This window comes from Gemella sp. 27098_8_155, assembly GCF_041433725.1.
Classification (GTDB): Bacteria; Bacillota; Bacilli; order Staphylococcales; family Gemellaceae; genus Gemella; species Gemella haemolysans_D.
Window position 1 is genome coordinate 77,783 of the sequence record NZ_JAPWCA010000002.1, and the last position, 26,504, is coordinate 104,286.

A 26,504-nucleotide genomic window follows, 5' to 3' on the forward strand; every position below is an offset into this window, starting at 1 on the left:
TTTTACTTTATAATAAAAAAATTCTAGTTCAACACGAACTAGAACTTTTTTATTATTTAGTATCTACATCTTGAGATAAATCAACTTTATCTAAAGGAATTACTTTTGTTTTATATCTAATTTTGTGGTAAAGATAGAAGAATAAGAAGATTGGAACTCCCATATATGTTGTTAACATTCCACTCCAGTTTACCACACCTTTAGTAATAAGTTCTGTATCTTGTCCAATAATAACGATGATACATAATACTAAAGCGATAATTGGACCTGCTGGGAACCATTTAGCTCTATATTTAAGATCATTTAAATCTTTACCTTGAGTAACATATGCTCTTCTAAATCTATAGTGACTTAGCGCTATACCTAGCCAAGCGATAAATCCAGTTAATCCACTAGCAGCTACGATATAAGTATATGCATTAGCATTTGTAAGTTGGATTAAGAAAATAAAGAATACTACCGCTGCTGTTGCGATTAACGAAATAACTGGCGTTCCGTATTTAGTAACACGACCAAAAATTGGGAATGCTAATTTTTCTTTACTCATCGCATAAAGCATTCTTGTTGATGCATACATTCCTGAGTTACCAGCTGATAAAATTGATGTTAAAATTACTGCATTCATAACACTTGCTGCTAAAGCAAATCCTGCATTTTTGAAGACAATTGTAAATGGTGATTTAGCAATTTCTTCAGAGCTTGCAGCTCCTAATAAATCTGGTGAAGTATAAGGAATTAATAATCCAATAACTAAGATAGCTAGTACGTAGAAGATTAAAATTCTCCAGAATACTTGTTTTACAGCTTTTGGAATACTTTTCTCAGGATTTTCACTTTCACCAGCAGTAATACCGATTAACTCAGTACCTTGGAATGAATATCCAGCAATTAAGAATACTCCAAGTGTAGCAAGGATTTGGCTTGATAATGAAGTATCTTCTCCGATAAATGGTGCATCACCAATTGTTAAGTTTTTGAATCCAATATATTCTCCACCTAAAATACCAAAGATAGTTAAACATCCAACTACTAGGAAGATGATTACTACTACTACTTTGATAAGTGCGAACCAGTATTCACTTTCACCATAAACTTTAACACTAAGTGAGTTTAAAGCGATAATAATAACTAGGAATAATAAACTCCAAGCCCAGTGAGGAAGTACTCGCATAGGCTCCCAGTAGCTAATTGCTAATGCAGATAACTCTACGTCAGCTGCTACTGTAATTACCCAGTTAAACCAATAGTTCCATCCTAAAGCAAATCCTAATGATGGATCCACATAACGTGTTGCATATGTACTAAACGATCCTGATGTAGGAAGATATGTTGCCATTTCCCCTAATGATGTCATTAAGAAGTACACCATAAGTCCAATACATAGATAAGCTACTATAGCTCCTCCAGGTCCTGCACTTTGAATTGCTTGACCACTTGTCATGAATAATCCACTACCGATACATCCACCGATAGCAATCATACTAATATGACGTGATCGTAAATTTCTTTTTACTTCTGTTGCATTATTGTTATTGCTGTTGTTTGTCATAATAAAAACCTCCTTGATAAAATAAAAAAGCATAACTTCTACCATATTTGCACGGAGTTATACTTCACATTATCTCTCCAAAACAAGATATTAGTAGCGCAACATAGCCTCACGACTATGACAGTCCTATACTTAGTTCAATATAGGCCCAACAATATTAACATAGGATTAATATCATTTCGGCGACGTTTCCTTTCAAGTAATCTCATCAAGCCCTACACTTTCAACTACCCTACTAATAAAAATCGCAACCTCTACCTCACTTATTTTGTGAGGTACATATTCAATTAACTAAAAAATAGTATAATATAATTTACTTATATTGTCAACAAAAAATTTTATTTTTTTAATATTTCCAATCAAATACATAATATACCTCACTAAAAATAGGAAACTCCCAAAATTTTTTATTAGATATTTTCTAATATTTTTATAAATACAATTAAAAGGAGATTAGAACCTCCTTTTAATTAACTTATCTCTCACAAATCATACCTTGTCTATATTCTTCTAACAAGATTTTTAACAATTCAATTTGTTTAAGTATCTTAACACCACTATCAGTATCAACAACTTTTTTACGACAAAGTTTATCTACAACTCTCTTTGTTGAAATAATATCCGTCTCATTTTTTATCGATTCTTCTTTACTTTTGAATATATCGTGACTCATTATCTGTAATCCATAAGAGTTATAAGTTAGAGTATATCCACCGTGCCCTGTTGTTTTATGGTATGCTCTAGACATTCCACCATCAATAACAATCGTTCTACCATTAGCTTTTATTGGATTTTCTCCTTTTGTTTCTTTAACTGGTGTATGTCCATTTATTATATGCCCCTCACTAGTTAGACCAAACTCATTTAATAACTTAATGCAAAATTCTTCATTATCTCTAAGTTTGTAATAAGCATTTTTCACTTCCTCATGAGTAGCCTTATCCTCGATAAAATATCTCTCGAAAGTTGTCATATCACATTTCCCAAATAGTGGAGAATATTGTCCTTGCCAAAGATAGAAGAATAAACCATTATCTTCTCTACAATCACAATAAAAAATACTACGAATTTTCTTATCAAAAAAGTCTAATAATTTTTTTCCAGAATATTTATGACCTCCATAAGAAAATTCCTGGAAGTTACCTTTCTCGTCAACTGGCATACAACCATGTAACAGAAGGTTTCCATTATAGCAACAATACATGCCACCTTTGTTAATGAATAATTCAACATGTTTTTTTAATTTTTCACTTGTTATGAATGATTCTTTTAATCTATTAATAATCTTCTCTTCTTCGTCAGTTAATAGATATGGATTTTTTTCATCAACCGTTGGAAAATTACATGAAGTTAATGGGTATTCTTTACCATTTATCTTTACTGTTTGTTTTTTGAAGTTTATCTTATCTAGTAATGCACGTCTTTGTAATTTAAATTCTGGATGTTTGTCGATAATTTGTTTTTCTAGTTTAAATTGAATTATCGCCATAGCTTTATGCATTCTTGCTATTTGCATAATTTCATGTTCACTATATTTTAACTCATCATTTTTAGATAGTTTTGGTAAAAACTCTTTACAATTATCATCTTTATAATGTGTTTCACTAAAATTTAATAAATTTCTAAGTGGAATTCCGTATCTATCTTCAATAATGTCCAAATTATCATATCTCGCACATATTCTTATAACATTTGCTAATGATATTCTATCTCCAAGATAAGCCCCTATCCATAGCATATCATGATTTCCCCATTGAATATCAAGCGAATGATAATTCAGCAATCTATCCATAATTTTATCAGGAAACGGACCTCTATCATAAATATCACCTACAATATGTAAATGATCTATGATTAACTTATGAATACTTAATGATAATTCAATAATGAATTTATCACCAGCACCTAATTCAATTATATTTTCAAGAATTCTATCATAGTAGTCATTTTTATCACTACTTTGCATTTTGTAAAGTAATTCTTCAATAATATACTTAAAATCTTTCGGCAAGATTTTTCTTACTTTAGATCTTGTGTACTTCCTTGCGGCTACCTGTGTTACTTCTAATAAACGAAGAAGAATTATTTTTTGGAATTCTTTATAATCACATACATCATATTCTTTTCTTAAAAGATTTAATTTTTCTTCTGGATAATAGATTATAGTAGCCAGTAAATTCAAATCTTTTTTAGGTAGTCTGTTTCCAAACACTTCTTTAAGTTTTTCTTTAATAATACCTGAGCCATTTCTCAAAATATGATCAAAGGCCTCGTATTCTCCGTGAATATCACTTAAAAAGTGTTCTGTTCCTTTTGGCAATGTTAATATTGCTTCTAAGTTTATTATCTCCTTTGTAGTTTCATCAATATTTTTAAAATTTTGAGATAATAATTCTAAATGTTCCCTAGATATATTCATGTTGGTCTCCTTTTTTTAACTTTTTTCAGTTAAAGCTTAACATACTTCCAAATATAATTCAAGTATTATTACACGTTATTTCGTAATTTGAAACTTAATAATGTATATTAATAGAATAGTTTTACAAAAAAATAGAAATCAACTTCGAGTTAATTTCTATTTTATATATTTTATTCTATTTTAACTTCCCTACAAATCTTTCCATTTCTTTCATTTCTTCAAGTGTATCAGCTACAAGAACATACATTGTGTTTCCTTGAAGTTCAGCAAAGGCTTCTGGCATTCTTAGAACAGCTTTCAGTTTATCTTGATATTTTTCTCTAATTTCTTCATCAGAGTGTACATAATCTTTATAATCACGACGTGTTGAAGCTAACCCATATTTTTCATCAACATTTAAACCATTAAATGTTCCATTAGCCACTTCAGCATATACTCTAAAATAATCTGTTGAGTGTGCAAAGTTATAAACATCTACAGCAAACGCTCCTGCTGGACGGTTATTATACTCTATTGCAATATAATCATCTTTAGTTTTAAAGAATTCAATATGGAAGAAACGTTCTTTCATTCCAAAGGCTTTAACAGAATTTTTACCATACTCTACTAATTTTGGATCTAAATCTTTATCAATGTAATATACCCAATCTAGAGTATTGTTATTCAGTAAATCTAATGGAGTGTGATAGTAAACAATACTTGTATAAAATACGATATTTCCTTTAGCATCTACTAATCCATCAAAAGTTACAATGTCAGAATTATCAACGAAAGGTTCTAAGAAGTAGTGAGTAGTACCATCCCATTCTTTTTTAAAGTTTTCTACATCTTTCTTATCTTTAAGTTTATAAGTTGCAGAAGCACCTACTCCATTATCAGGCTTAGCAATTAATGGAAGTTTCAATTTTTTTACACCTTTTTCGATGTCTCCTTCTTTTTTCACTAAGAAACCTGGTACAACAGGAACTCCAGCTTTTTCAAAGTATTTTTTCATCTCTGATTTGTGTTTTGTTTTCTTAAGATCATGTTCTTTTAAACCAAATACATTAAACTGTGTACGTAAAGCAGCATCAAGTTCCATCCAGTGCTCATTTTGCGATTCTATTCTATCAATATGGCCATGTTTGTGATATAAAAACGCCACTGCACGTTTAACTTCATCAACATCATCTAAGCTATTAACTCTAAAATATTCAGTTAGAGCTTCTTTTAATCTTTGATCAAGTTGTTCGTACGGTTCTTCTCCAATTCCTAGTACATTTATTCCTTGATTCTTTAATTCTATAGAAAACTTTTGAAAATTATGTGGGTAATATGGTGATATAACTATGTAATTCATAAATACTTTCTCCTCTTATTATTATAAATTTAATTTATCTAAAAAGTATGGCATTTGGATTCTCCACCAAGGCCAGTCGTGTGCAACATCATCGCCCCAAACATCAAACCATGCTGGAATATTTTTTTCTTCAAATGCTTTTTTTAAACTGTAAAATGATGGCAAGCCATCTTGTTCCCACGGCCCTAAACCAGTACAAACAATAATATCTGCATTTCTATAGTGATCTATAAACCATCCATCATTTTGATTCCAAATATTATCACTAGGTGAATTTCTGTAGATTAACTCATCATTACCATATTCACCTACGAAATATCTAGCATCATAAACTCCACTTAGAGCAATGACTTTTCCAAATACATCCGGATGCTGTAAGAAGATATTAAAAGAATGATATCCCCCCATACTACAACCTGTAGCCATCATTTGACCAAACCAACCTGTTTTATGCTTAATAAATGGTATGGCTTCTTCAATTACATACTTTTCATATTGTGTATGTGCTAATGCTCTATCATGACCATTTTTCCAATCACATAGCCATGATTCGCTATCGACACTTGATAATGTGAAAAATTGTACTTTCCCTTCATTGATAAATCTTTCACAAGCATGTATCATACCAAAATCATAATACTCATTGTGTGTTCCCCCAGATGATGGAAAAACAACAATCGGTAATCCTGCATGTCCATATCTATTAAGAACCATTTCTCTTCCTAAATTTCCACTATAATGACTTAGATTCTCTATATTCAAATTAAATAACCTCCATTTTCTATAAAATACTTTTACCAGTTTTCACTAATAAACCTTAAACATTCCGGTAAATATTTAGCCCAACATTCTTCACTATGTTCACCATTAGCTACTACATTTAACTTAAGCTCACTGGTTGATAAACCAGCATCAATTAGTTGTCTATAATAGTCTAAACTTGCATCTATATATAGTTGTTTTAAATTACCATTTGCCAATTGTTTATCTGTATCATCACCTTCATTTGTTCCTACTTCAATATATACTCTCTGATCAGAAACTTTATGTTTTGATATATATCTATCAAATTCAGGTTTATTTAACCAGTTTGCTGATGAAAATACTCCTAGACATCCTACTACATCTTTGTGTTCTAATCCTATATATTGTGAAATATTAGCTCCTAAAGAACTACCAATCATCGCTGTGTATTCACGCTGTGGTTTTGTACGATATGTACTATCAATAAATGGTTTAACAACATTTACAAAAAAGTCTGCATACTCAGATCCTAATCCACCTAATGTTAAGCCAAAATTTAATATAGGTAAACTTGAGAATTTCCAAGGTGCATATTCATTCATTCTTCCTTCATTATCATTATCAATACCAACTATTATCATTTTTGGCATATCTGGGTTTCTTTTTATCGCCGGAATTACTTTCCATGAGTGTCCACTAAAAGATTCTCCACTATAAAAAACATTTTGACCATCATTCATATAAACTACTGGATAATGTTTATGTTCATCTTGAGCATACCCTTTTGGCAAAAGAACTCTAATACGACGATTTTTCCCCGTATAAGGAACTTTTAACTCATGCTCCTTCATCTCTAAATAAAAATACGCATCTCTATTCATTAATTTTTTCCTTTTAAATTATTATTATAGCTATAATTCTACAATATTTCTCATATAAAATCAATCAATTGAGTGTTATTTTCTGTAATTTTTCTGAAAAATTAATTTTAACATATTATTTTCATAATAAATCATAACAGAATATGCATTTTGAATATAAATTTATTATAAATTGCTAAATAAAACAAAAACGGATTGCATAAAACAACCCGTTATTTTCACCTTAAAATTCACTGTATACATATTCTTGAACATTAGAAAAATCCGTGACAAATGAATATATTATTATTCCCATTATTATAATATAAAAGAAAAATATCCATATCATTAATTTCTGATTTTCATTCATTCTATTTTTTAAGCTTGTAAAGATCTCTTTCAAAATCAATCCATCCTCTCCAACCTAAATGCATTGCATCGTACATATAATATTCCTCATATTCTTTACTAGAATAATCCATTACTTCTATATTATTCTTTTTAGCAATTTCTTTCAAGTTATTATACGCAACCCGTCTTTTTTCACTATCTATTCCTATATAATCACTCCACTTACCATTAGCAGGAAGTATAGCGAATTTCATATTTAGATTCAAGTCTTTAACTATTGATAAAAGTATATCTAAATCATCATATTCCTTAGACTCATCATATTTTGTATTTTTAGAACTATTTTTCAATTGATCATATTTTGTTTTAATATACTTATCATAATAAGTATTATCAATTTGATAATCGTTGTTATTAGTTCTTTCTTTAGCTTGTTCAGTTACCTTTTCATCTAACTCTTTCCAGTTATAATCAGGTGTTTTTTCACCACTTAAGGGATAATTTTCCCTTCCTTTATTTTTGAAAAACTCATACTTATTCTTCAATTTGTAAAAGTAATTATCTAGTTTTAAAAATTCCCCTGTGATAAAGTTCCCTTGTTCCTCTACAAAATATTTTTTATAACTCCTATATTTCTTATTAAGAACTTTATTAGTTGATGAAAGTTCAATTACTCTATTGATAAATTTTTCTTTCGTTTCTTTACTAATTTTATCATTAGCCATAGTGTTATAAACATGCTCACTAGAAATTCTTGATAAAAATGCATCTTTTAAAATACCATTTTTATTATCGAACCACTGAATTGATTGAATCATGACAATTTCATTATTTCTTATATCATTTCCTATAGAACCAATCGTTGCTGCATGTATAATATTTTGAGAATTACCTACTCCTATTTGCATAATGTTAAAATCTTCATAGTTAAAGATTTTCTTTGGATGATAGTCTTCATTTATTGTTGTAGTTAATTCTGATGAACCTAATAATACTAATGTTTTAGGAGTAATATTCTCAAGGATTATATCCTTACTCTTATATTTCTCAAAAGCAGTACTATATCTAACACTATTATCATTTACTTTATAATAGTCTTCTATCTTTTTTATATACGTCTTATTTAAAATTACAAGTGTAATTAATACCAATAGTATTGATATTAAAAAAGCTTTTAATCTTATCATCGTTACTTCCTATTTTCTATGTAAGAAATCACTTTATTTGGTGTATCGATTTCTTCGTATGTTACTTCAGTCGGTGCTATACTTAGTCCAAATATTTCTTCAATTTTAACCAACATTTCTACAAAAGCTAATGAGTCCATTAGACCTTCTTCTTTCATATTTATGTCTAAATCTTCTCTTACAACTTCATCTTCACAAATTTCTTCTAACATTTCTAATACTTGTTCTTTTATCACGCTTGTTCTCCTAACTCTATATTATTTTTTTAATACATGGCTTATTAGTTTATATGGTTCTCCTGAAAAGATATATAATCCTATTATTACTAGATTTATCGTTACGAACCAACTAAGAACTTTATACCATGTTTCATTTTTATTCTTCTTGTAAAATTTACTTTTCTTTTGGTAATATTCAAATCCTGCCATTAATAAACCGTGGTAGAATCCATATATTATATAACTTATAGTTAGACCATGCCAGAATCCCATAAGCACCATATTCACCATGTAAGCATACATCGCTGTATTTAGTCTCTTCTTAAATCTTTTCTTCTTTGTTGCTTCCATAAAGACTCTTGAGAATACGAAGTCTCTTAACCATGTTGATAGTGTTATGTGCCATCTATTCCAGAAATCTTTTATGTCTATACTTAAAAATGGTTTATCAAAGTTCATAGGTGTTTTTATCCCTAAGATATTACTACTTCCTACTGCCATTAAACTGTATCCTGCAAAGTCGAAGAATAGATAAAGTGTATATAGATACATGTATTTTATCGAATACATAAAGGCACCGTGGTTTGTTAAACCTACTAGATAATGATAACTCAGTGTTGAGAATACTACTTTATATAGTAACCCCAATATTAATCTATATATTCCTTCTCCTGCTAGTTCTAAGTATTCAGCTCTTGGCATCTTTTCTTTTATATCACTCATGAATCTTCTACTTCTATCTATCGGACCCGAGCTTACTGTTGGGAAGAATAATAGGAATTGTACATATTCTACAGCATTGATTTTTTCTTTTATTAAACCATCTGATATTTCTATCATAATTTGTATTGTCTTAAATGACATATATGATATTCCAATAAAAGCTAATAAATGTAAATTCGTTACCGCAAATATTTTATTTATTGCTAGTGGTAATATTGATAATACAACTAAGGTTTTTAGGTTCTTTTTACTTTCTGTTTTTTGTGCTATTAATACCAATATGTATTCATATAGGATAAAACCTATTAGGTACACTATCATTATTGTACTTTTTCCATATATAACTACGGCAAAGATAATCGACAACGCTAAGATGTAATACTCTATTCTTCTACCTAAATAGTTTATTATAAATCCTATAATTAGTGCTATAGCTAAGAAAAAGAAGAATTCTATTCCTTCAAAGTAGCTCATTTTATACTAACTCCTTTAACTTTTTCTTATCTATTTTCCCATTATTGTTTAGTGGCATTTCTTCTAGAAATACTATTTTTTTAGGTATCATATATTCCGGTACTAATTTTTTTAGTTCTTGTTTTATCTGTTTAGTTACTTCGAAGCGTTTTTCTATCTCTTCGTTATATACTATAAATGATGTTAGTGATTTTACTTTTCCATCTTCATAACTTGGTACCGTCGCCGCTTGTCGTATTTTTTTGTTTTTAAGTAGATTGTTGTCTATATCTTCAAGTTCTATTCTATGCCCATGAAGTTTTACTTGGAAGTCTATGCGTCCTTCACAAAATAGCATACCATCTTTGAAATATCCTAAATCACCAGTAAGATAACTTCGTTCTTCTTTTCCATCTACTTCTCCTACGCCAAATTTTTCATTTGTTATAGCATCATTTTTGAAATAACCTTTTGCGACAGTATTTCCTGTAATTACTATCTCACCTTTACCTTCTTTATCAGGATCAGCTAAATGTACTTTGGTCCCCCATTTCACTTCTCCAACCGGTAGGTTCTCATAGTATTTTTTATTCACTTCTTTTGTTATTTCTACCCATGTGACCATTACAGTAGATTCTGTTGGTCCATATGTATTTATAACTTGAGCATTTTCAAAGTTTTCATGGATTTTTTCTACTGTTGTACTAAATAGTTTTTCTCCACAAAATACAAATTGTTTTACTTTTGGCATTAAACTTTGATTGAAGTTTTTATCTATAAAACACATTTCTATAAATGATGGTGTTGAAATCCATATTGTAGCATTTGATTTATTTAGTTCTTCAAACATTAATTTGAAGTTTTCTTGATGTTTTTTATCTATTTGTACTAAAGATGCTCCTAAATAAATACTTGGCCACAATGACATTACCGATAGATCAAATGAGAATGGTGGATGTCCTAAAAATACTAGTTCTTCTTTTTCATCATAATATCCTGTATACCAATGTAAGAAATTATTCAAGTTATTGTATGTAATACACACACCTTTTGGCTTTCCTGTACTTCCTGATGTAAATATAATATAGAACAAATCTTCATCTTTTACATAGTGTTCTTTTGAAATAGTATTTTGAGTACTCGAGATTATTTCTTTAGCTGACTTAACATCTAGCATTTTTCTAGTCAGTTCTATTTTTTCCGTGACAAGTACTAGTTTTGATTCTACTGTTTCTACTATTTCTTCCACTCTGTCTTTAGGTGTGTTTATATCTACTGGGCAAAATGCTCTTCCTGATTTCACACACGCTAAAAAGTACACTAACATAAACGGATGTTTATGCCCATACACTACTATAGGATTTTTATCTTCTCCTTGTTTTTCTTCTAGATAAAACGCAAGTTTATCCGAATATTCTATTAAATTTTTGTATGTTAAATTTTCATCCTGATATATATTATTAATATATACTTCTTTAGAACTATTTTGATACTGTTCTAATTTTTCAAAAAAAGTTAATTTCATATTTATCTTATCCTTGCCTTTATCGTTATTATTTATTATCTAATACAATCTCTTACTTCTACGAAAACATATATGAAAAGAAGCTACTATTTCACTTATACTATTATAATATAAATCTTATCAAATGTAATTAAAATTTAATAAAAAAATAAAAAAAAAAAATAGAGATAATCCAATTAATGCATGTATTTTAGTAAACATTTTATCGAATTATCTCTAATATAATATTTTTTTCTTTAAAAGATTCTAATAATCGATTAAAAATCTATTCTTTCAACAACTTTTCTTTTAATTCTTTTGGTTTAAGACTAACCTTATTTTTATAATCTAATCTTGTATCGCTATTAGATGCAAATTTAAATAAAGTTTGTTTTTCAGAAAGATACTGATTATCTACTTCATAATTTTTTAGTGAGTAATCAAATGAAAATATCTTCTCTAATAAACACATCACATTGTGAAGATTTTTATTAACCAATCTTTCTAATTCTGGACTAGTATATGCTTTGTGTGCATCTGCTCCATGAATAGCGCCTTTCTTCGTAGTTCTAACATACATAACTTCTGGTGCAATTTCTAAAAAGTCTTCTTTTAATATTAAATCACTATTTGCTAAACCTCTTAACCTATATGTTTTTAAATCCTTTCCTAACTTGGCAATTTCTCTATAAAAAATTCCAAGAATATCCTCAGATTTTTTATCAAACATCAATTCACATGCTAACGAGTATGTTAAAATTTGAGAAATAAATCCTAGTTCTATACTATCTAGTGTAAAATCTGTTTGACTACTCTTATAGTCAATTATAGAAATATTTTTATCCAGAACATCAACCCTATCTATTACACCGACAAATCTAATAGGTGGAATATTATATTGTTGAAGTAACTCTTTCTTATTAATCTCACCAGTTTCAATATTTTCACACGTAATAATATTGTCTTCTATCTCTAAAACAAATGATTTTTCTAAGAATGTCGGCATAAATTTTGTTAAAGCAAAATATTTTATTTCGATTGCTATAGCTATTTCTAACCTTTGAAGCATATTAATTAATAGATATTTATAAGTATTTAATAATTCTATTAATTTTAGAGTTTCTAATATATCTTTATTGTCACTATTATAAACAACTTCTCTTACAATTTCTTTTATTTTAAATCTCCTTGCAATATCTTCATCTTCTTGAATGTCTATATCAATCTTACTTCCACATTCAGCAATAAAATTAACAATTCTTTCATCTGCCATCACTGCATGGAAGAATCTTCCTGAAACAAGATTATCAATATCTATATCTCTTTCTTCTGCTATTCCAAGAACTCGCTTAATAAAGAACTGATATGGATTTCTCTCAAAATCAGAAATTTTAGAAATACTAAACTTAGAGAAAGTCTCTTTTTTTTCTTCTAAAAATTCATTAACTGTTTTTGAATTAAGTTCAAACTTGTAATCTCTAATTATTTTAGCTAAATAATTTTTAATACTATTATCCTTAGAAAAGAATATTCTGTCATTTAACTCATCAAGTACTTCATAGCTTTCAAAATTTTCTGAAGGAAGAGACATTTGATAATTTTCTAAAAATTTAATCATTAACTCTACTAACACTTCTACTTCTTTAGTCTTACTATCTTTTACTTCCATAAATCTTCGATAGACTTTTGAAAACAAGTAATTAAATTCTTTCTCCGAAACAATTTCTGAGAAATTTTCTAAATAATAACTATAATCTGAAATAGAAAATTCTAATATTTTTGAAGTTTGTTTTTCTTCTAATTGTGGAAACAATGATTTTACTGTACTCAAATATGGAGAAGCAAAGTTTTCTTTAAAACTTTTATCCAATAAACTATAACATATAAATGTTTTCTCTTTAGCACGAGTTAAAGCCACATATGCTACAAATTCTTCATCAATAAGAGCCGCTTCTTTAGTTGGAGATAAGAAGATATCCCTTAAAATTAGTTCTTCCTTATCTTTATCGTCTATTAATCCTGTACTCTTCGATACTGGTAATACATCTTTGTTAAATCCAATAACAAAAACAACTTTTTTATTTTCCACCTTAGCTAAATCCATTGTAGACATAATTATAGAATTATTTATCTCAGGTATAGAACGGTACTTAATAGTAGTTAATCCAGCATTAAATAGTGTTACAAACTTTTGATATTCAAACTTATCATTACCAAAATTCTCATTTATATCATTTATATATTCCAAGATTTTTTTATAAACCTGTCTATCGATACTGTCGACTTTCAACTCTTCTATATCATCATAATCTCCATCTTCTTTATCGAGATACATTCTGATTTTACAATAATCAAATACATCAACTAGTTTTTTCACATAACGTTTAACTTGTAGGTTATCTTTCATAGATACTTCAGAAACCTTAGCAGAGAGTTCTAATAGTACTTCTTTACAAATTCGTAGTTGCTCTGTTGAATATTTAATTGTTTTTTCAACAAAATAATCTTTTAAAATATCATTAGAAGAATTTACTAATTTCTCATTTAGTATGTTTTCAACATCATCTACAGAAATTACTCTAACTTTTTCTAACAAATCATTATAACTAAACTTAGTAGTTGATGATACAACTAGCTTGTTCTTAGAAATTCTTTCTTTGATCGTATCCACGTCTAATTCTGTTATTAACTTTTCTAATTGTTTTTCATTAATGCTTGTATCATCTAATAGTATATGAGAAATAACTTTTTGACGATAAATATTCTCAAAGTTTGTTAACCTAGTTTTTAGTAAGTTTAATAATCTAGTTTTAAAGTTTCCATCATTGAAATTTAGTACTTCCTGAATAAATTTAACTAAACGATGATTACTTGTCTCTATATTTTTATCTAAATGGACCTCTAGATTATAATCTTTAAATATATTTATATAGTTTTCATATGTATTATCACGATAAAGAATTGCTATATCATTATGATCAACACTTTTTTCTTCTTTTAATTTTACTATTTCACGTGCTACTTGTTTAACTTCTAATTCTTTATTCTTAGCACAAATAATTTCAATGCTATCATCAGTCTCATATTGTGCAGTAAAATTTTTATAATATTTCTCAGCAAGAATACTATTAGAAATCCCCGTGAATCGTCCATTTTTATCTTCTAGTATACTATAATTCTCTACTATACTATCCTTTATATCAAATTTTAATACACTAACATCTTTATTTTTGATAAAGGCTACTAATGAAAAATTAACATCTTTGTTGTTTTTCACGATTTCATTCATACTAGCAATAATTTCATGAGACTTTCTGAATATATCTAGTTTATATTTTTCTTTACTAAATAAATCTGAAAGATAAAAACTATTATATTTCATTTTTTCTAATTCATATCCTTGAATCAACTGCAAAAGGTCGAAGTTAAAATATCTATTCGCATCACAAATTACACTTATTATTAATTTTTTAGATTTCTTAGCTAATTTCTCTATATAATTATACTCTTGAGCTGTAAAGTTATAATAAGCATCCACATAAAATATATAATCACTTAAGTCAACATATTCTAAATATAATAACAATTCAGTTATATAATCTACTTTATCAAATGTACTTTGTTCTTTTAATAACCTTGTGTATTCTACATATATTTCTAAAATTGCCTCTAGTTTTTCACGATGACTCTTTTCTAGAAGAGTATTTTTTTCTAAATACTCTTCTAAAGTATTTATACTTACAGTATATTCCTTTAACTCATTTATAATTTCTTCTACAACTTCTATAAAACTCACATCTTGTAGAATTCTTTTCACTAAAAAATTCTCACTATTATCTAAGTTTTTTGCAGCTCTATAGAAATAAAATGGTTTAATATTGTCACCTAATCTCTTAAGATTATCTATTCCAAGTTGTTTAGCTAGTCTTCTAGTTAAGCTCGAGAAATTCATAACATCAATATTAAACGTTCCACCGAATTTATCACATAAGATTTTTTCAAAATTAAAACTGTTTTGTTCCGGAGTCAATACTATTATTTTATTGTCTTTTCTATTTAAATCTATATCCTCTAATATATAGTTAGTTTTTCCAACACCACTTGGTCCTACTAATAATTCTAAATTCATCGTTTCTCCTTTCTTATATTATTTTAACTTATATTCCTGTCATTTTGACTTTTGCATAATTATCTTTAGTGTATACCTCAATTTTCGGTCTAATTCGTTCTTTAAGTTCACTAACATGAGATATTATACCTATATTTCTTCCATAAGACTGAAGATCTATTAATGTTGTTAATGCAATGTCTAAAGTTTCAGCATCCAATGAACCAAACCCTTCATCGATAAAAATAGTCTCTAGAGAGATTCCACCACTCTCATTTTGTATTACTTCAGCTAAACCTAGTGCCAATGCTAAGGAAGCTAAGAATAATTCTCCTCCAGATAAAGAACTTATAATACGTGTACTATTTAGATAAATGTCATGTATCTCTATTTCTAGACCTTGCAGCCCTCCACCTTTAGATTTTTCTTCACGCCTAATAAATCTGTAACGATCATTTGTCATTTGTAGCAATCTTTTCGTTCCAGCAACAAGTATCAAGTCTAAATAATATCCTTGAACATACGTTTCTAATGATTTTCTATTTTCTGTTTTTCCACTAACAACATCACTTAATGCTATTATTTCTCGTGCATCTTTAGACGTTTCTAATAATTTAAGATACTCACTATGAATTTTTTCGTATAATTTTTTATTATTAGATAATCTCGTTGTAAGAATTGCCATTTTTTCTATAAAATTAGAAACCTCATCTTCTATATTTTGCATTTTCTCGTGTTCTTCTTCTAAATCAGGTTTTACTACGTTCATTAATTCTTCTTCAAGTTGTTTTAAAGAACTTAGTAATATCTTCTTAGTATCTTCAAATTCATCAATTTGAGTTTGATATTGTTCTAATTTTTCTAATTCTGTAATATTTTCTTTAGCTTGTTCTAAAGAACTATAGTATTTACTAAGTTTAGAATTCATAAAATTCGATATTATAAATTCAATCCCTTTTGTAACTTCTAATAAATTATCTGCATTATTCTTCTGTTCAGTTTCTATTTTTATTTTCCTGATTTGCAACTCGTTATTATTTTCCCGGAATTTATTATAATTATTATCAAATTCATTAATTTTAACTATTTTATTTTCATAATAATCTTTAAAGTCTTCTAACTCAATATTTACATTATTTTCAAATTGATCAATTTTATTTTTAGCTTCCAATTGTTTTTGTTTTAACTGATCCTCATCTTTTAATAAAATCAACAGATTTTCTATCTCTTTTTCAAAGTTTTTTATTTTAACTTCCGATTTTTTTAATCCGTCAACCACTTCTGTTAAATTAATAGTTTCATGTTTTAATTCAGCTTCTAATTCAGTTAATTGTTCTACGGCTTTTAAATTAATAAAATCTCCTAAATCCTTTACTGTTGTCGTTAGCTTTTGAATATCTTGTTCATCTTTTTGTAAAAGAGTTTCTAATTTTATTACTTTTTCAGTAACATCTTTTAGTGATTTTTCTATATTATCATCTACTTCTACAAGTGTAGTTATCTCTGGAAGATGCTCGATCTTCTGTTTACAAAGTGGGCAATCGTCACCCTCATGCAACTTCACTAAAAAGCTATTCAATACTTCTTGTTCTTTATTACTTTTTAGTAATAACACATCTCTTTCAATTTCTTCTTTACTTACCTGCAACTCTTCTAAATGTTTTTTTGAAGCTTCATAATTAAATTTTTTATCATTTAATTCTGATGATTTTTTTTCAAACTCTTTTAGTTTTTCTACTTCTTGTTCTTTCTTCAAAATCTCTAGTTTTAACTTTCCTATACTACCATCAAGAATATTCTTTTCTTCATTCGATTCAAAATAGTTTTCTTTTTCAATTTTTAAACTATCTTCTATTTCTTTTATCGATTCTTTTTTTAGATTTAGTTCTTCAAGTTTATTAGTAAATATATTTATATCACTTTTAGCCACTATCAGTTCATCAATATTGTTATAAAAGAATTTTAAATCTGATGTTTCTTTTCTAAGTGATTCAATTTTGTCTTTCATTGAAGTAAGTTTAGTTTCTAACTCAGTATTCTCAGCTAAATCTTTCTTATATCGCTCTTTTTCATCTAGCAGAGATTTCCCCTGTTTTGTTAATTGAAGTTGTTTATCTAATAAACTTACATATTCTGTTATTTTATCTTTGCTTTTTTGTAACTCCGATAACTTTTCTACCTCCGCTTTTAGTTTATTGAAGTAATCATCTTTATTATTTAATTCATCAATTTTCACCTTATTATCTTCAAGTTTTAAAAATTTATCGTTCAGTTTACTTAATTCTATAAAATTCTCTTTTGATTTTATAAGATCTTTTTCTAATTTAGCTAATTCTTTTTTTTCTGTTTCTATCTCGTTTTCTTGAGAGAAAATTATTTCATTAATTTCTTTAAAATTCTCATCTTTTAAAAACTCAAACTTTGTTAATTCTCCATCTATATCAAACTGTTCAAATCTTGTAATTAATTCTTTTTCTTTTTGTTTGTTATTACTATCTAATTTTTTTGCTTGTTCTTGTAATTGATCTACAAATTTTTGATAAAAATAAGTATTAAATAACGACCTTAAAGTTTCTTTCTTCTCACTTGATTTTGATAATAGGAATTCTTTAAACTTACCTTGAGGTAATATGATAATTTGACAAAATTGTTTATCATCTAAACCTATTAACTCTTCTACTTTTTCTTTAACTTCTTGCTCTTTTGTTGCAATAACTTCTAACCCTGCATCATTATATTTCATTAAAGCAACTTTCCCAGAAGTTAAATTTTTATTACCAGTTTTCAGATAAGCTAAAGTTCTTTCAATTCTATATCTCTTTCCGCTTAATTCAAAGTCAAAGTTCACCTGTGTTTTATCTTTATCACTAGCGGTTTTCGTCCTTAAAGAAGATATATCTTTACCACCTGTTGTCTTATTGTATAATGCATAAGTAATAGCATCAAAAAGTGTAGATTTTCCCGAACCTGTTTTTCCGGTTATTAAAAATATAGGTTCATTTATTATTCTATCCCATTCTATTATTTCATCTTTATATGGACCAAATTCTTTTAATTCTAATCTAATTGGTTTCATCTTGATTCACCTTGTCTATAATATTTACCAGCACTCGTTTTTGCCCTACCGTTAACTCGCTTCCTGTTTGTTCATTATAAAATCCTTCTATCAATTCTAGTGGACTTTTAGTCAACATTTCTTTATCAAATTTAATTTCACTATCACTATTATCATTTCTTTTTTGTTTAAGTATCAAAGTATTTGGATAATACTCTTTAATTCGTGGTAAAGGATCTGTTACACCTTCCATGCCACTTAATTCCATACTGAAATAATCATTTTTACAATCAAAATTTTGTTGAAATACTTTTGTAAATACCTCTTCATATGTTGCACTAATATTATGTAATTTACGTTTTTGTTCCAAGGAAATAAACTCTTCAGTAAAAATTTCTTTTGTTAATTCTACTAACCTCATACCTTTTGTCTGTGTTGCTTCAGAGAATGAATAAGCCATTGGACTACCACTATATTTTATACGTTCTTCTTTTATAGCATTCGGATTATGAAGATGACCTAGAGCTACATAATCAAATTTTTCAAAAATTTCAACTGCTACATTTTCAACAGTTCCTACAGAAATTTCTCTTTCAGAATCAGTTTCTAGCCCTCCAGATACAAAAGTATGAGCTACTAAAATATTAGTTTTACTCATATCTATATTTTTATAAATTTCATCAATTACTCTTTTTGTCGCAGAATTATGAGTTGTAAGTGTATCATCCTCAAAATATTCTCTTGCTTCAAAAGGTTCAAAATATGGTAATAAATATATATCCGTATCTTCAAAAGTAATCTTATCAAAACTTTGATCTAATCTTGTGTGAAGATAGAATTTATGCTTGCTAAACCAAGCTTCTCCTATAGCTAATCTCTCTCTACTATCATGATTACCACTAATTGCAAAAATTGGTATATTGCATTCTATATTAATTTTCACTAGAAGTTTCTGTAAAAGTATTGTAGCTTCTTTACTAGGCACACTTCTATCATATAAATCACCTGCAATTATTAAAAAGTCAGGTTTAGTCTCATCAATTTTACTGATCAAATTATTCATTACATATTGTTGATCTTCTAATAAATCTTTTCCTTGTAATTTTCTTCCAATATGCCAATCTGCAGTATGTAAAAACTTAACCATATAATCACCTTTTTTCTATAAATTATCTCTATTATATTATAGCTTAAAACGAAATAAAATAACAGAGCACAATTAACTAGGAATGACTTATAGTGTTACAATTAATGTGAGACAAAATATAAAAAAAGAAGAGTAAATCCTGTATAATGAAATTACGATAAATCAAAAAAAGGAATTTACTCTTATGAACATTATAATACAAATCTTTATCAAAAACATAGAAAATACTTTAAAAATTTTTTCAGAGGATATCTTATCTTCCATCCATACCTATGTAAACAGAAGTCTAAGATATAATAAAGTAATAGTTCCTCTTTTTTATTATAACTAAAATAATTGAAATAAAAAGATTCTAACCACTTTATTATATCATACTTTTAACGTATTTTTTAGAAAATATATTATCATTAATTTCATATTGTTTTCATCAAACTTTTATGGTATATATAAGATAATTGTAAGTATATACTTGTTAAATTAATATGTAGTCGCAAATACATATTTAAGTTTTACTTCATAAAGGAGGTTATTCTTATGAAAAACAAAAAATTAAAAATAGCTACTTCAATTATGTCTTTAGCAATATTAATTACTCCTATCTCTACTTTAACTAATAATTCTAATATTGCTAATGCTAAAACAAAAATACAAAATAAAAATATAAAAGAAAACAATACATTTACAACAACAATAGACTTATCTAAGATTAATGTCGAAAATGAATTACTTAAAGCTAAACAATTACTGAAAGAAAAAAAAATAACACAAGAAGAATATAAAATAATTAAATCAATATTAAAACCTGAAATTAATAATATAAACAGTCAAGATAAATTTAGAGCAGCTCCACGTGCTTACGGACCTTATTATCCAGCTAGAAAAGTTGCATATATAAATAATTGGGGTGTAAAAGAAATGTATAATAATGCACTACGTAAATCTAAAGGTTTAGGTACAATAATTAGTTTCATTACGGATAGACTAATTGGAGGCCCTTATGGTTGGGGATTAGGAGCTTTAGGATTAATTCAATCTTTCAGTAGTCCAAGTGCATTTGAACAAGCTATACAACATGCATATTGGCAAGGTAAAGGTATTGACGTATATTATCATATAAGTAGAAGTATAATGAGCTTAAACTATGTATCTTATGTTGTGATTCAATCATGAATAATAAATATTACGATATAATATTTTTAATAATTTTTCCTATTTTATACTTTTCTTATATAAAAAACACATTAAAGATAAACATAAATCAAGAACATATAAAAACCTTTGTTATACTATACTCAATAATAATCCTAACTATAATTATTCAAAATTCATATGAAAAAATTAAAAATAAAAAAAATAAAAAGAATAAAAAGAATAAATAGATTAAAAAAAGATGACTAATTGGTCGTCTTTTTTACAGGCTATTGACTCATGCATATTTTACATTTATCAACAACCTGATAAAGAAGCTACCCAAAAGTCCTAAATTTTAACAAAGTGCATATGAGAACTCGTAGACGCAGTAGTTTATTGATATCTAAATTAGCTCTATAAAAACTTTTTAGCTATCAAATAAACTTTGCGGGGGTGACTCGACAAAATCTTGTTTTCTCCAAAATTACGATTTTTGAGTCACTCCCTTTATATACAAATAGTTTAATAGGTATTTAATACCTATCGATATTATATATTAAATTCATTAAAATTAAAAGCGATTTCCTATTACTAAATCTCTTTTATCAATATAATAAAAAACGAAGAGGAGTTAATCTAAACTCCTCTTCATATCTATCTATTTTCCAAATAATCTTTGAACATCGTTCCACGTTACAGCTAACATTAATGCTACCATTAATAAACCAAATGCTACTGTTAAGTAGTACTGAGCTTTTTTATTAATTGGTTTCTTGAAGATCGCTTCATAAATTACGAATATTATACGACCACCATCAAGGACTGGGATAGGGATTAAGTTCATTAGTCCTAAGTTTACACTTAAAATTCCTGTCCATTTTAATGTTGTAATTAAACCACTCTGTGCAGCTGCAGAAGACATTTCATAAATCGCTACAGGTCCTCCAAGTTGATTTAAACTAAATCCACCAGTAAATAATGAAGCAAACAGATTAATAATTCCCATGAAAATCCCTGTTCCGTAGAATAGAGTTTGTTCAAAACCATTCTTAATAGAACCTGCTAAGTCTTTTTCATAAGCTTGATTTATTCCAAGTTTATAAGTTTTAACTTCTTTTCCTTTTTTCACTGAAATCTCTTCTTTTGGAGTTACTTTAATCTCTTGTTGCGAACCATCACGAGAAACTTTTAAAGTAAGTTCAGAACCATTAGAAGCAACGATTTCTTTAGTCATTTCATTCCATGTACCTACACTCTTACCATTTACCTGCTCAACTACATCACCTTGTTTTAATCCTGATGAGTAAGCCGGATAGTTAGAAGCTAGTTCACCTAAACGCGTAGTATTTGATGGAACACCACTATAGATTGAAATACCTAAGAAAATAGCTAAAGCTAAAATAAAGTTCATCAATGGTCCCGCGAATAATGTCCAGAATTTTTTCCTCCATGAATGTGAAGAAAACATTCTATCAACTGGAGCAATTTGTTCTTCCATACCACCAAATGCAACACATGCATCTTTTCTTACTTCATAACGTTCTATCTTATCTCCAACGAATCCTTCAACAAAAAGTTTTTCTGTTAAATCAAATTCATTTAACTCTAATGGAAGTAAATCCATATCATTAGTTTTATCTAAAACAATTTTTTCTACTTTATCATTTTCATCTAGTTTTAAACTAACTTTCATTCCTTTTTTAAGATCATATACTGACATATCATTGTTAAAATCAAAAACATTGTCAGGCATTTTTACATATCCACCAACAGGTAGAAGTCTGATAGTAAAATTAGTTTCTCCTATTTTTTTATGGAAGATTTTGGGTCCCATTCCTATTGCGAATTCCTGGCATAATATTCCAGATCTTTTTGCAACTATAAAATGTCCAAATTCATGAATAGTTACTACTACAAAAAATATTAATATAAATGCTATAATACCTTGCATCTAATACCCCTTTCTATATCCTAAAATAAACTAAGTAATAATATTAAGCATGGAGCTGATAATATTACAGAATCAAATCTGTCAAATATACCACCATGACCTGGTAATAAATTACTACTATCTTTAACTTGATATTCTCTCTTATATGCTGATTCAATTAAATCACCAAATTGTCCGATTACACTTACTATTATTGTTACAACAATTGCAACTAATAAATTTGAAAAGATATTTGTTGTAAAGAAAAACAATAATGCTATCGCTATTGATGATACACTTCCTATAACTGAACCCTCAATTGATTTATTCGGGCTTATATTCGGAGAAAGTTTATTTTTCCCAAATTTCATACCGCCAAAGTATGCAAAACTATCTGTGAACCAAATTGTAAGTAATAAATAAGCTACATGGCTTAAACTTAAATTTCTCAACATAAATAAACAATAAAACCCTACAAATATATAGGCAGTCACGAATATAATCGAACCAATTTCAACTAATTTAATCTTGTGTCCAGTCATAACAACAGTACCTAACATACCAATTAATATTAAATAAATTATAGAGTACTGTACCAATGTTGAAACTTCATTATGTAAAAATAATAGTGCTCCCGCTAATGATGATAAACTTAAAACTACGATGTTAGTTTTCTTAAAAGTCATTCTAACAATTTCATACATAGCCATCACACCAAGTGCAAAAGTCGTAAATTTGAAATAATCTCCACCTAAAAATAATAAAGGTAAGAAAACAATTAATGCTACTATAGCCGTTATTATTCTAGTCTTCATTTAAACCTCCAAACCTTCTATCTCTACTTTGATATTCTAATAAAGCTTGATAGAATTCATCTTCATTAAAATCAGGCCAAGCTACTTTTGTGAATAAAAACTCACTATAAGCAATTTGCCACAGTAAAAAGTTTGAAATTCTTTGTTCTCCTGATGTTCTAATTAATAAATCAGGATCTGGTGTATTAGAAGTAAATAGATTTGCACTAACATGCTCTTCAGAAATTTCTTCTGCACTATATTTATTATCTTGAACATCTTTAGCAATTTGTTTAATTGCTCTTAACATTTCGTCTTTAGAACCATAATTCAAGGCAAAAATTAATTTTAATCCTGTATTATTTTTTGTTTGTTCAATTGCATCATTAACAGCTTTTCTAGTATTTTCTGGAAGTTTTTCTACCACACCTATAACTTCAACTTTTACATTATTTTCCATAAGTTCTGGCATAAAACTACTAAACATCTTCTCTGGAAGATCCATTAAATAACTCACTTCTTCCTTCGGTCTAGCCCAGTTTTCCGTAGAAAATGCATATAACGTCAAATATTTAACACCTAATTTTGAAGCATACTTTGTGATTTTTTTTACAGTTTGCATTCCTTCATAGTGTCCTTTAATTCTAGGCATATTTCTTTTTTTAGCCCAACGTCCATTACCATCCATTATTATAGCAACGTGTGTCGGAATTTTTTTTAATTGTTGTTTTTCAGTTTTTTGTACTTGTTCAGTTTTTCTAAAAAATTTAAACATAATTCCTCCTATGTAACATCCTTCATTATATCATAAAAGACCTAATGCAACAAACTTTTAATAGAATATGAATTTTAAAATATTGCATCCATTTATTAGTTAACATATGATATTAATCTTTTAAAACAGTTAAAATCAGTTTTATTTTTTTTAGTTAGAGATAGTTATTATCCCGAAAATTAACATTCTTTATGTAAGCTTTTGAATTTTTTTGTTGCATTGTCAGAAAATTTATGCTAGAATATATTCATTAACAATTTTATGCGTTGATAAGTAGAATCTTACAATCTACTTTTAGAGAGTTCTCGGTTGGTGAAAGAGAATAGTTAGATGTAAGAGAAATGGACTTTGAGCATATAGTTTTTACTACGGTATTGCCCGTTATAGCAAAAGTTATGTTTGTAACTTACTGAGGTACAATAAGTGATTATTGTATAAATAAAGGTGGTAACACGTTAAGACGTCCTTTAGCAAAAGCTAGAGTACGTCTTTTTATTATAAGAAAGGAGAAATATATGATTAATCTAAATAATGTTAGCAAAACCTTTTATCAAAAAGGTAAAGAAATTAAGGCGTTAAAACCTACTAATCTTCATGTAAAAGCTGGTGAAATTTTTGGAATTATCGGTTACTCAGGTGCTGGAAAAAGTACCCTTCTACGATGTCTTAACCTATTAGAAACTCCTTCTGAAGGAGAAGTAATTGTAGATAACCAAGTTGTTAACAAACTAAACAGAAAGGATTTACGATCATACAGGCAAAAAATTGGAATGATATTCCAACAATTTAATCTTCTTAGTTCTAAAACTGTAGGTGAAAATATTGCATTCAACTTGAAAGCTGGAGATGTTGATCCAAAAGATATTCCTAAAAGAATAGATGAATTGTTAGAACTTGTAGGACTTTCTGATAAAAAGAATGTTTATCCAAGTCAACTTTCTGGTGGTCAAAAACAACGTGTCGGTATTGCAAAAGCCCTTGCAAATAATCCAAAATTATTACTTTGTGATGAAGCAACAAGTGCATTAGACCCTGTTACAACTAAACAAATATTGTCTTTATTAAAAGAAATTAATCGTAAATTAGGAATCACAATTATTCTTGTTACTCATGAAATGGAAGTAATAAAACAAATTTGTGATAATGTAGCAGTAATGGAAAATGGTGAAATTATCGAATTAAATTCTGTTTACGAGATTTTTTCAAATCCAAAAACAAAATTGATGCAAGAATTTATAGCTAATCTACACAATGATGAAGATTTTGAAGAACATCTAGCTGAACATTATAAAAATGAAACTGTAATAAGGGTTATTTTTAAAGGTGAAGCAACTAAAGAGCCTTTGATTCAGACATTAGCAAATAAATATAATGTTACTACTAACATACTTGCTGGTCGAATTGAATACATTCAAAACAAACAATTAGGAAGCTTAACTTTTTCAGTAGTTGGTGAACCTGATAACACAGAGAAATTTGTAAATTACTTAATTGATCAAGTTAATGATGTGGAGGTGAATGTATATGGAAAATAATCTAAGTCTAATAGAACAATGGAAAAATCTTCAACCAGAATTAATTAAATCATTTGCCGATTCATTATACATGATAAGTGTTTCAATAATAATTACAGTAATTGTCGGATTATTTTTAGGAGTAGTTTTATTCTTAACTAGTAATAGACTTCTGTTCAAAAATGTTATTATTTATAAAACGGTAGATTTTCTAGTTAATACAATTCGTTCTATTCCATTTATTATTCTTTTAGTATTCTTGATACCATTTACTCTATTTTTATTAGGAAAGTCAACTGGACCTACTGGAGCAATAGTTCCACTTACAGTTGCAGCTATACCTCTATTTACGAGATTAGTTGATACTTCACTAAATGAAATAGACTATGGTGTTATCGAATCAGCAGTTGCTTCTGGAGCTTCTCTAAAATTAATAGTTAAAGAAGTTTTAATACCTGAAGCTATGTTCGGAATTATCCAATCTATTACACTAACTTTAATCAACCTAATTGCTTTTTCAGCAATGGCTGGTGTTGTTGGTGGCGGCGGAATTGGAGACCTTGCGATTAGATATGGTTATTATCGTTTTGATAATTTCACAATGTGGATTACAGTAATTCTATTAATTATCTTAGTCCAAATTACACAATATATAGGAAATTCAATTTCAAAAAAATTCAAAAAAAATTAATTTAAAGGAGAT

General features: G+C 27.9%; 18 protein-coding genes, 1 riboswitch and 1 other annotated feature. Of the genes, 3 read left to right on the plus strand and 15 right to left on the minus strand.

Features of this window, described 5'->3' with window-relative positions:
* Positions 1 to 52 precede the first annotated feature (52 nt).
* From O5Y44_RS01395 to O5Y44_RS01450, 12 genes are all read right to left on the minus strand, one after another.
* Positions 53 to 1,549, minus strand: a complete 1,497-nt coding sequence (locus O5Y44_RS01395; protein WP_271965043.1) for an amino acid permease — start codon at positions 1,547 to 1,549, stop codon at positions 53 to 55.
* 86 nt (positions 1,550 to 1,635) lie between these two features.
* Positions 1,636 to 1,814: riboswitch (Lysine riboswitch) on the minus strand.
* Between the two features lie 210 nt (positions 1,815 to 2,024).
* Positions 2,025 to 3,968, minus strand: a complete 1,944-nt coding sequence (locus O5Y44_RS01400; protein ID WP_316447465.1) for a fructose-1,6-bisphosphatase — start codon at positions 3,966 to 3,968, stop codon at positions 2,025 to 2,027.
* A gap of 175 nt (positions 3,969 to 4,143) precedes the next feature.
* On the minus strand, positions 4,144 to 5,307 hold the full coding sequence (locus O5Y44_RS01405) for an ATP-grasp domain-containing protein (RefSeq protein WP_048803430.1): 1,164 nt from the start codon (positions 5,305 to 5,307) through the stop codon (positions 4,144 to 4,146).
* A gap of 21 nt (positions 5,308 to 5,328) precedes the next feature.
* The gene (locus O5Y44_RS01410; RefSeq protein ID WP_003146471.1) at positions 5,329 to 6,069 is read right to left on the minus strand and encodes an esterase family protein; all 741 of its coding nucleotides are present in this window, start codon (positions 6,067 to 6,069) and stop codon (positions 5,329 to 5,331) included.
* 32 nt (positions 6,070 to 6,101) lie between these two features.
* Positions 6,102 to 6,932: an alpha/beta hydrolase gene (locus O5Y44_RS01415; RefSeq protein WP_003146474.1), complete on the minus strand. Its 831-nt coding sequence runs from the start codon at positions 6,930 to 6,932 to the stop codon at positions 6,102 to 6,104.
* 350 nt (positions 6,933 to 7,282) lie between these two features.
* On the minus strand, positions 7,283 to 8,449 hold the full coding sequence (gene dltD, locus O5Y44_RS01420; protein ID WP_271965040.1) for a D-alanyl-lipoteichoic acid biosynthesis protein DltD: 1,167 nt from the start codon (positions 8,447 to 8,449) through the stop codon (positions 7,283 to 7,285).
* 2 nt (positions 8,450 to 8,451) lie between these two features.
* Positions 8,452 to 8,685 carry a D-alanine--poly(phosphoribitol) ligase subunit DltC gene (dltC, locus tag O5Y44_RS01425; protein ID WP_003145008.1) on the minus strand — a complete coding sequence of 78 codons (234 nt, stop codon included), beginning with the start codon at positions 8,683 to 8,685 and terminating at the stop codon, positions 8,452 to 8,454.
* Between the two features lie 21 nt (positions 8,686 to 8,706).
* Positions 8,707 to 9,864 carry a D-alanyl-lipoteichoic acid biosynthesis protein DltB gene (dltB, locus tag O5Y44_RS01430; protein WP_271965038.1) on the minus strand — a complete coding sequence of 386 codons (1,158 nt, stop codon included), beginning with the start codon at positions 9,862 to 9,864 and terminating at the stop codon, positions 8,707 to 8,709.
* Between the two features lies 1 nt (position 9,865).
* Positions 9,866 to 11,368 (minus strand): D-alanine--poly(phosphoribitol) ligase subunit DltA, encoded by a 1,503-nt coding sequence (gene dltA, locus O5Y44_RS01435; protein ID WP_371465292.1) that lies wholly within the window; start codon positions 11,366 to 11,368, stop codon positions 9,866 to 9,868.
* Between the two features lie 265 nt (positions 11,369 to 11,633).
* Entirely contained in the window at positions 11,634 to 15,476 is a 3,843-nt protein-coding gene (locus tag O5Y44_RS01440) for a PD-(D/E)XK nuclease family protein (protein WP_371465294.1), read from the minus strand.
* A 28-nt stretch (positions 15,477 to 15,504) separates the two neighbouring features.
* A complete protein-coding gene (locus O5Y44_RS01445) occupies positions 15,505 to 18,531 on the minus strand; it encodes an AAA family ATPase (protein WP_371465296.1) in 3,027 nt (1,008 codons plus the stop codon).
* Complete coding sequence (locus O5Y44_RS01450; RefSeq protein WP_371465298.1) at positions 18,518 to 19,657, minus strand: exonuclease SbcCD subunit D; 1,140 nt, start codon at positions 19,655 to 19,657, stop codon at positions 18,518 to 18,520. The genes O5Y44_RS01445 and O5Y44_RS01450 overlap by 14 nt, the downstream gene beginning before the upstream one ends.
* A gap of 534 nt (positions 19,658 to 20,191) precedes the next feature.
* Between O5Y44_RS01450 and O5Y44_RS01455 the strand changes: the two genes are divergently transcribed.
* Positions 20,192 to 20,827 (plus strand): hypothetical protein, encoded by a 636-nt coding sequence (locus O5Y44_RS01455; protein WP_371465299.1) that lies wholly within the window; start codon positions 20,192 to 20,194, stop codon positions 20,825 to 20,827.
* Positions 20,828 to 21,446: 619 nt separating this feature from the next.
* Here the strand turns inward: O5Y44_RS01455 and rseP are convergent.
* From rseP to O5Y44_RS01470, 3 genes are read right to left on the minus strand one after another with little or no spacing between them, the layout of a single operon-like run.
* The gene (gene rseP / locus O5Y44_RS01460; protein ID WP_371465301.1) at positions 21,447 to 22,739 is read right to left on the minus strand and encodes an RIP metalloprotease RseP; all 1,293 of its coding nucleotides are present in this window, start codon (positions 22,737 to 22,739) and stop codon (positions 21,447 to 21,449) included.
* Between the two features lie 20 nt (positions 22,740 to 22,759).
* Positions 22,760 to 23,533, minus strand: a complete 774-nt coding sequence (locus O5Y44_RS01465; RefSeq protein ID WP_371465303.1) for a phosphatidate cytidylyltransferase — start codon at positions 23,531 to 23,533, stop codon at positions 22,760 to 22,762.
* Positions 23,523 to 24,287: an undecaprenyl pyrophosphate synthase gene (locus tag O5Y44_RS01470; RefSeq protein ID WP_271965029.1), complete on the minus strand. Its 765-nt coding sequence runs from the start codon at positions 24,285 to 24,287 to the stop codon at positions 23,523 to 23,525. The genes O5Y44_RS01465 and O5Y44_RS01470 overlap by 11 nt, the downstream gene beginning before the upstream one ends.
* Before the next feature lie 257 nt (positions 24,288 to 24,544).
* Positions 24,545 to 24,758, plus strand: a binding site (T-box leader).
* A 44-nt stretch (positions 24,759 to 24,802) separates the two neighbouring features.
* Here O5Y44_RS01470 and O5Y44_RS01475 point away from each other — a divergent pair.
* Entirely contained in the window at positions 24,803 to 25,822 is a 1,020-nt protein-coding gene (locus O5Y44_RS01475) for a methionine ABC transporter ATP-binding protein (RefSeq protein ID WP_271987871.1), read from the plus strand.
* Positions 25,812 to 26,492 (plus strand): methionine ABC transporter permease, encoded by a 681-nt coding sequence (locus tag O5Y44_RS01480; RefSeq protein WP_271987873.1) that lies wholly within the window; start codon positions 25,812 to 25,814, stop codon positions 26,490 to 26,492. The genes O5Y44_RS01475 and O5Y44_RS01480 overlap by 11 nt, the downstream gene beginning before the upstream one ends.
* Positions 26,493 to 26,504 lie beyond the last annotated feature (12 nt).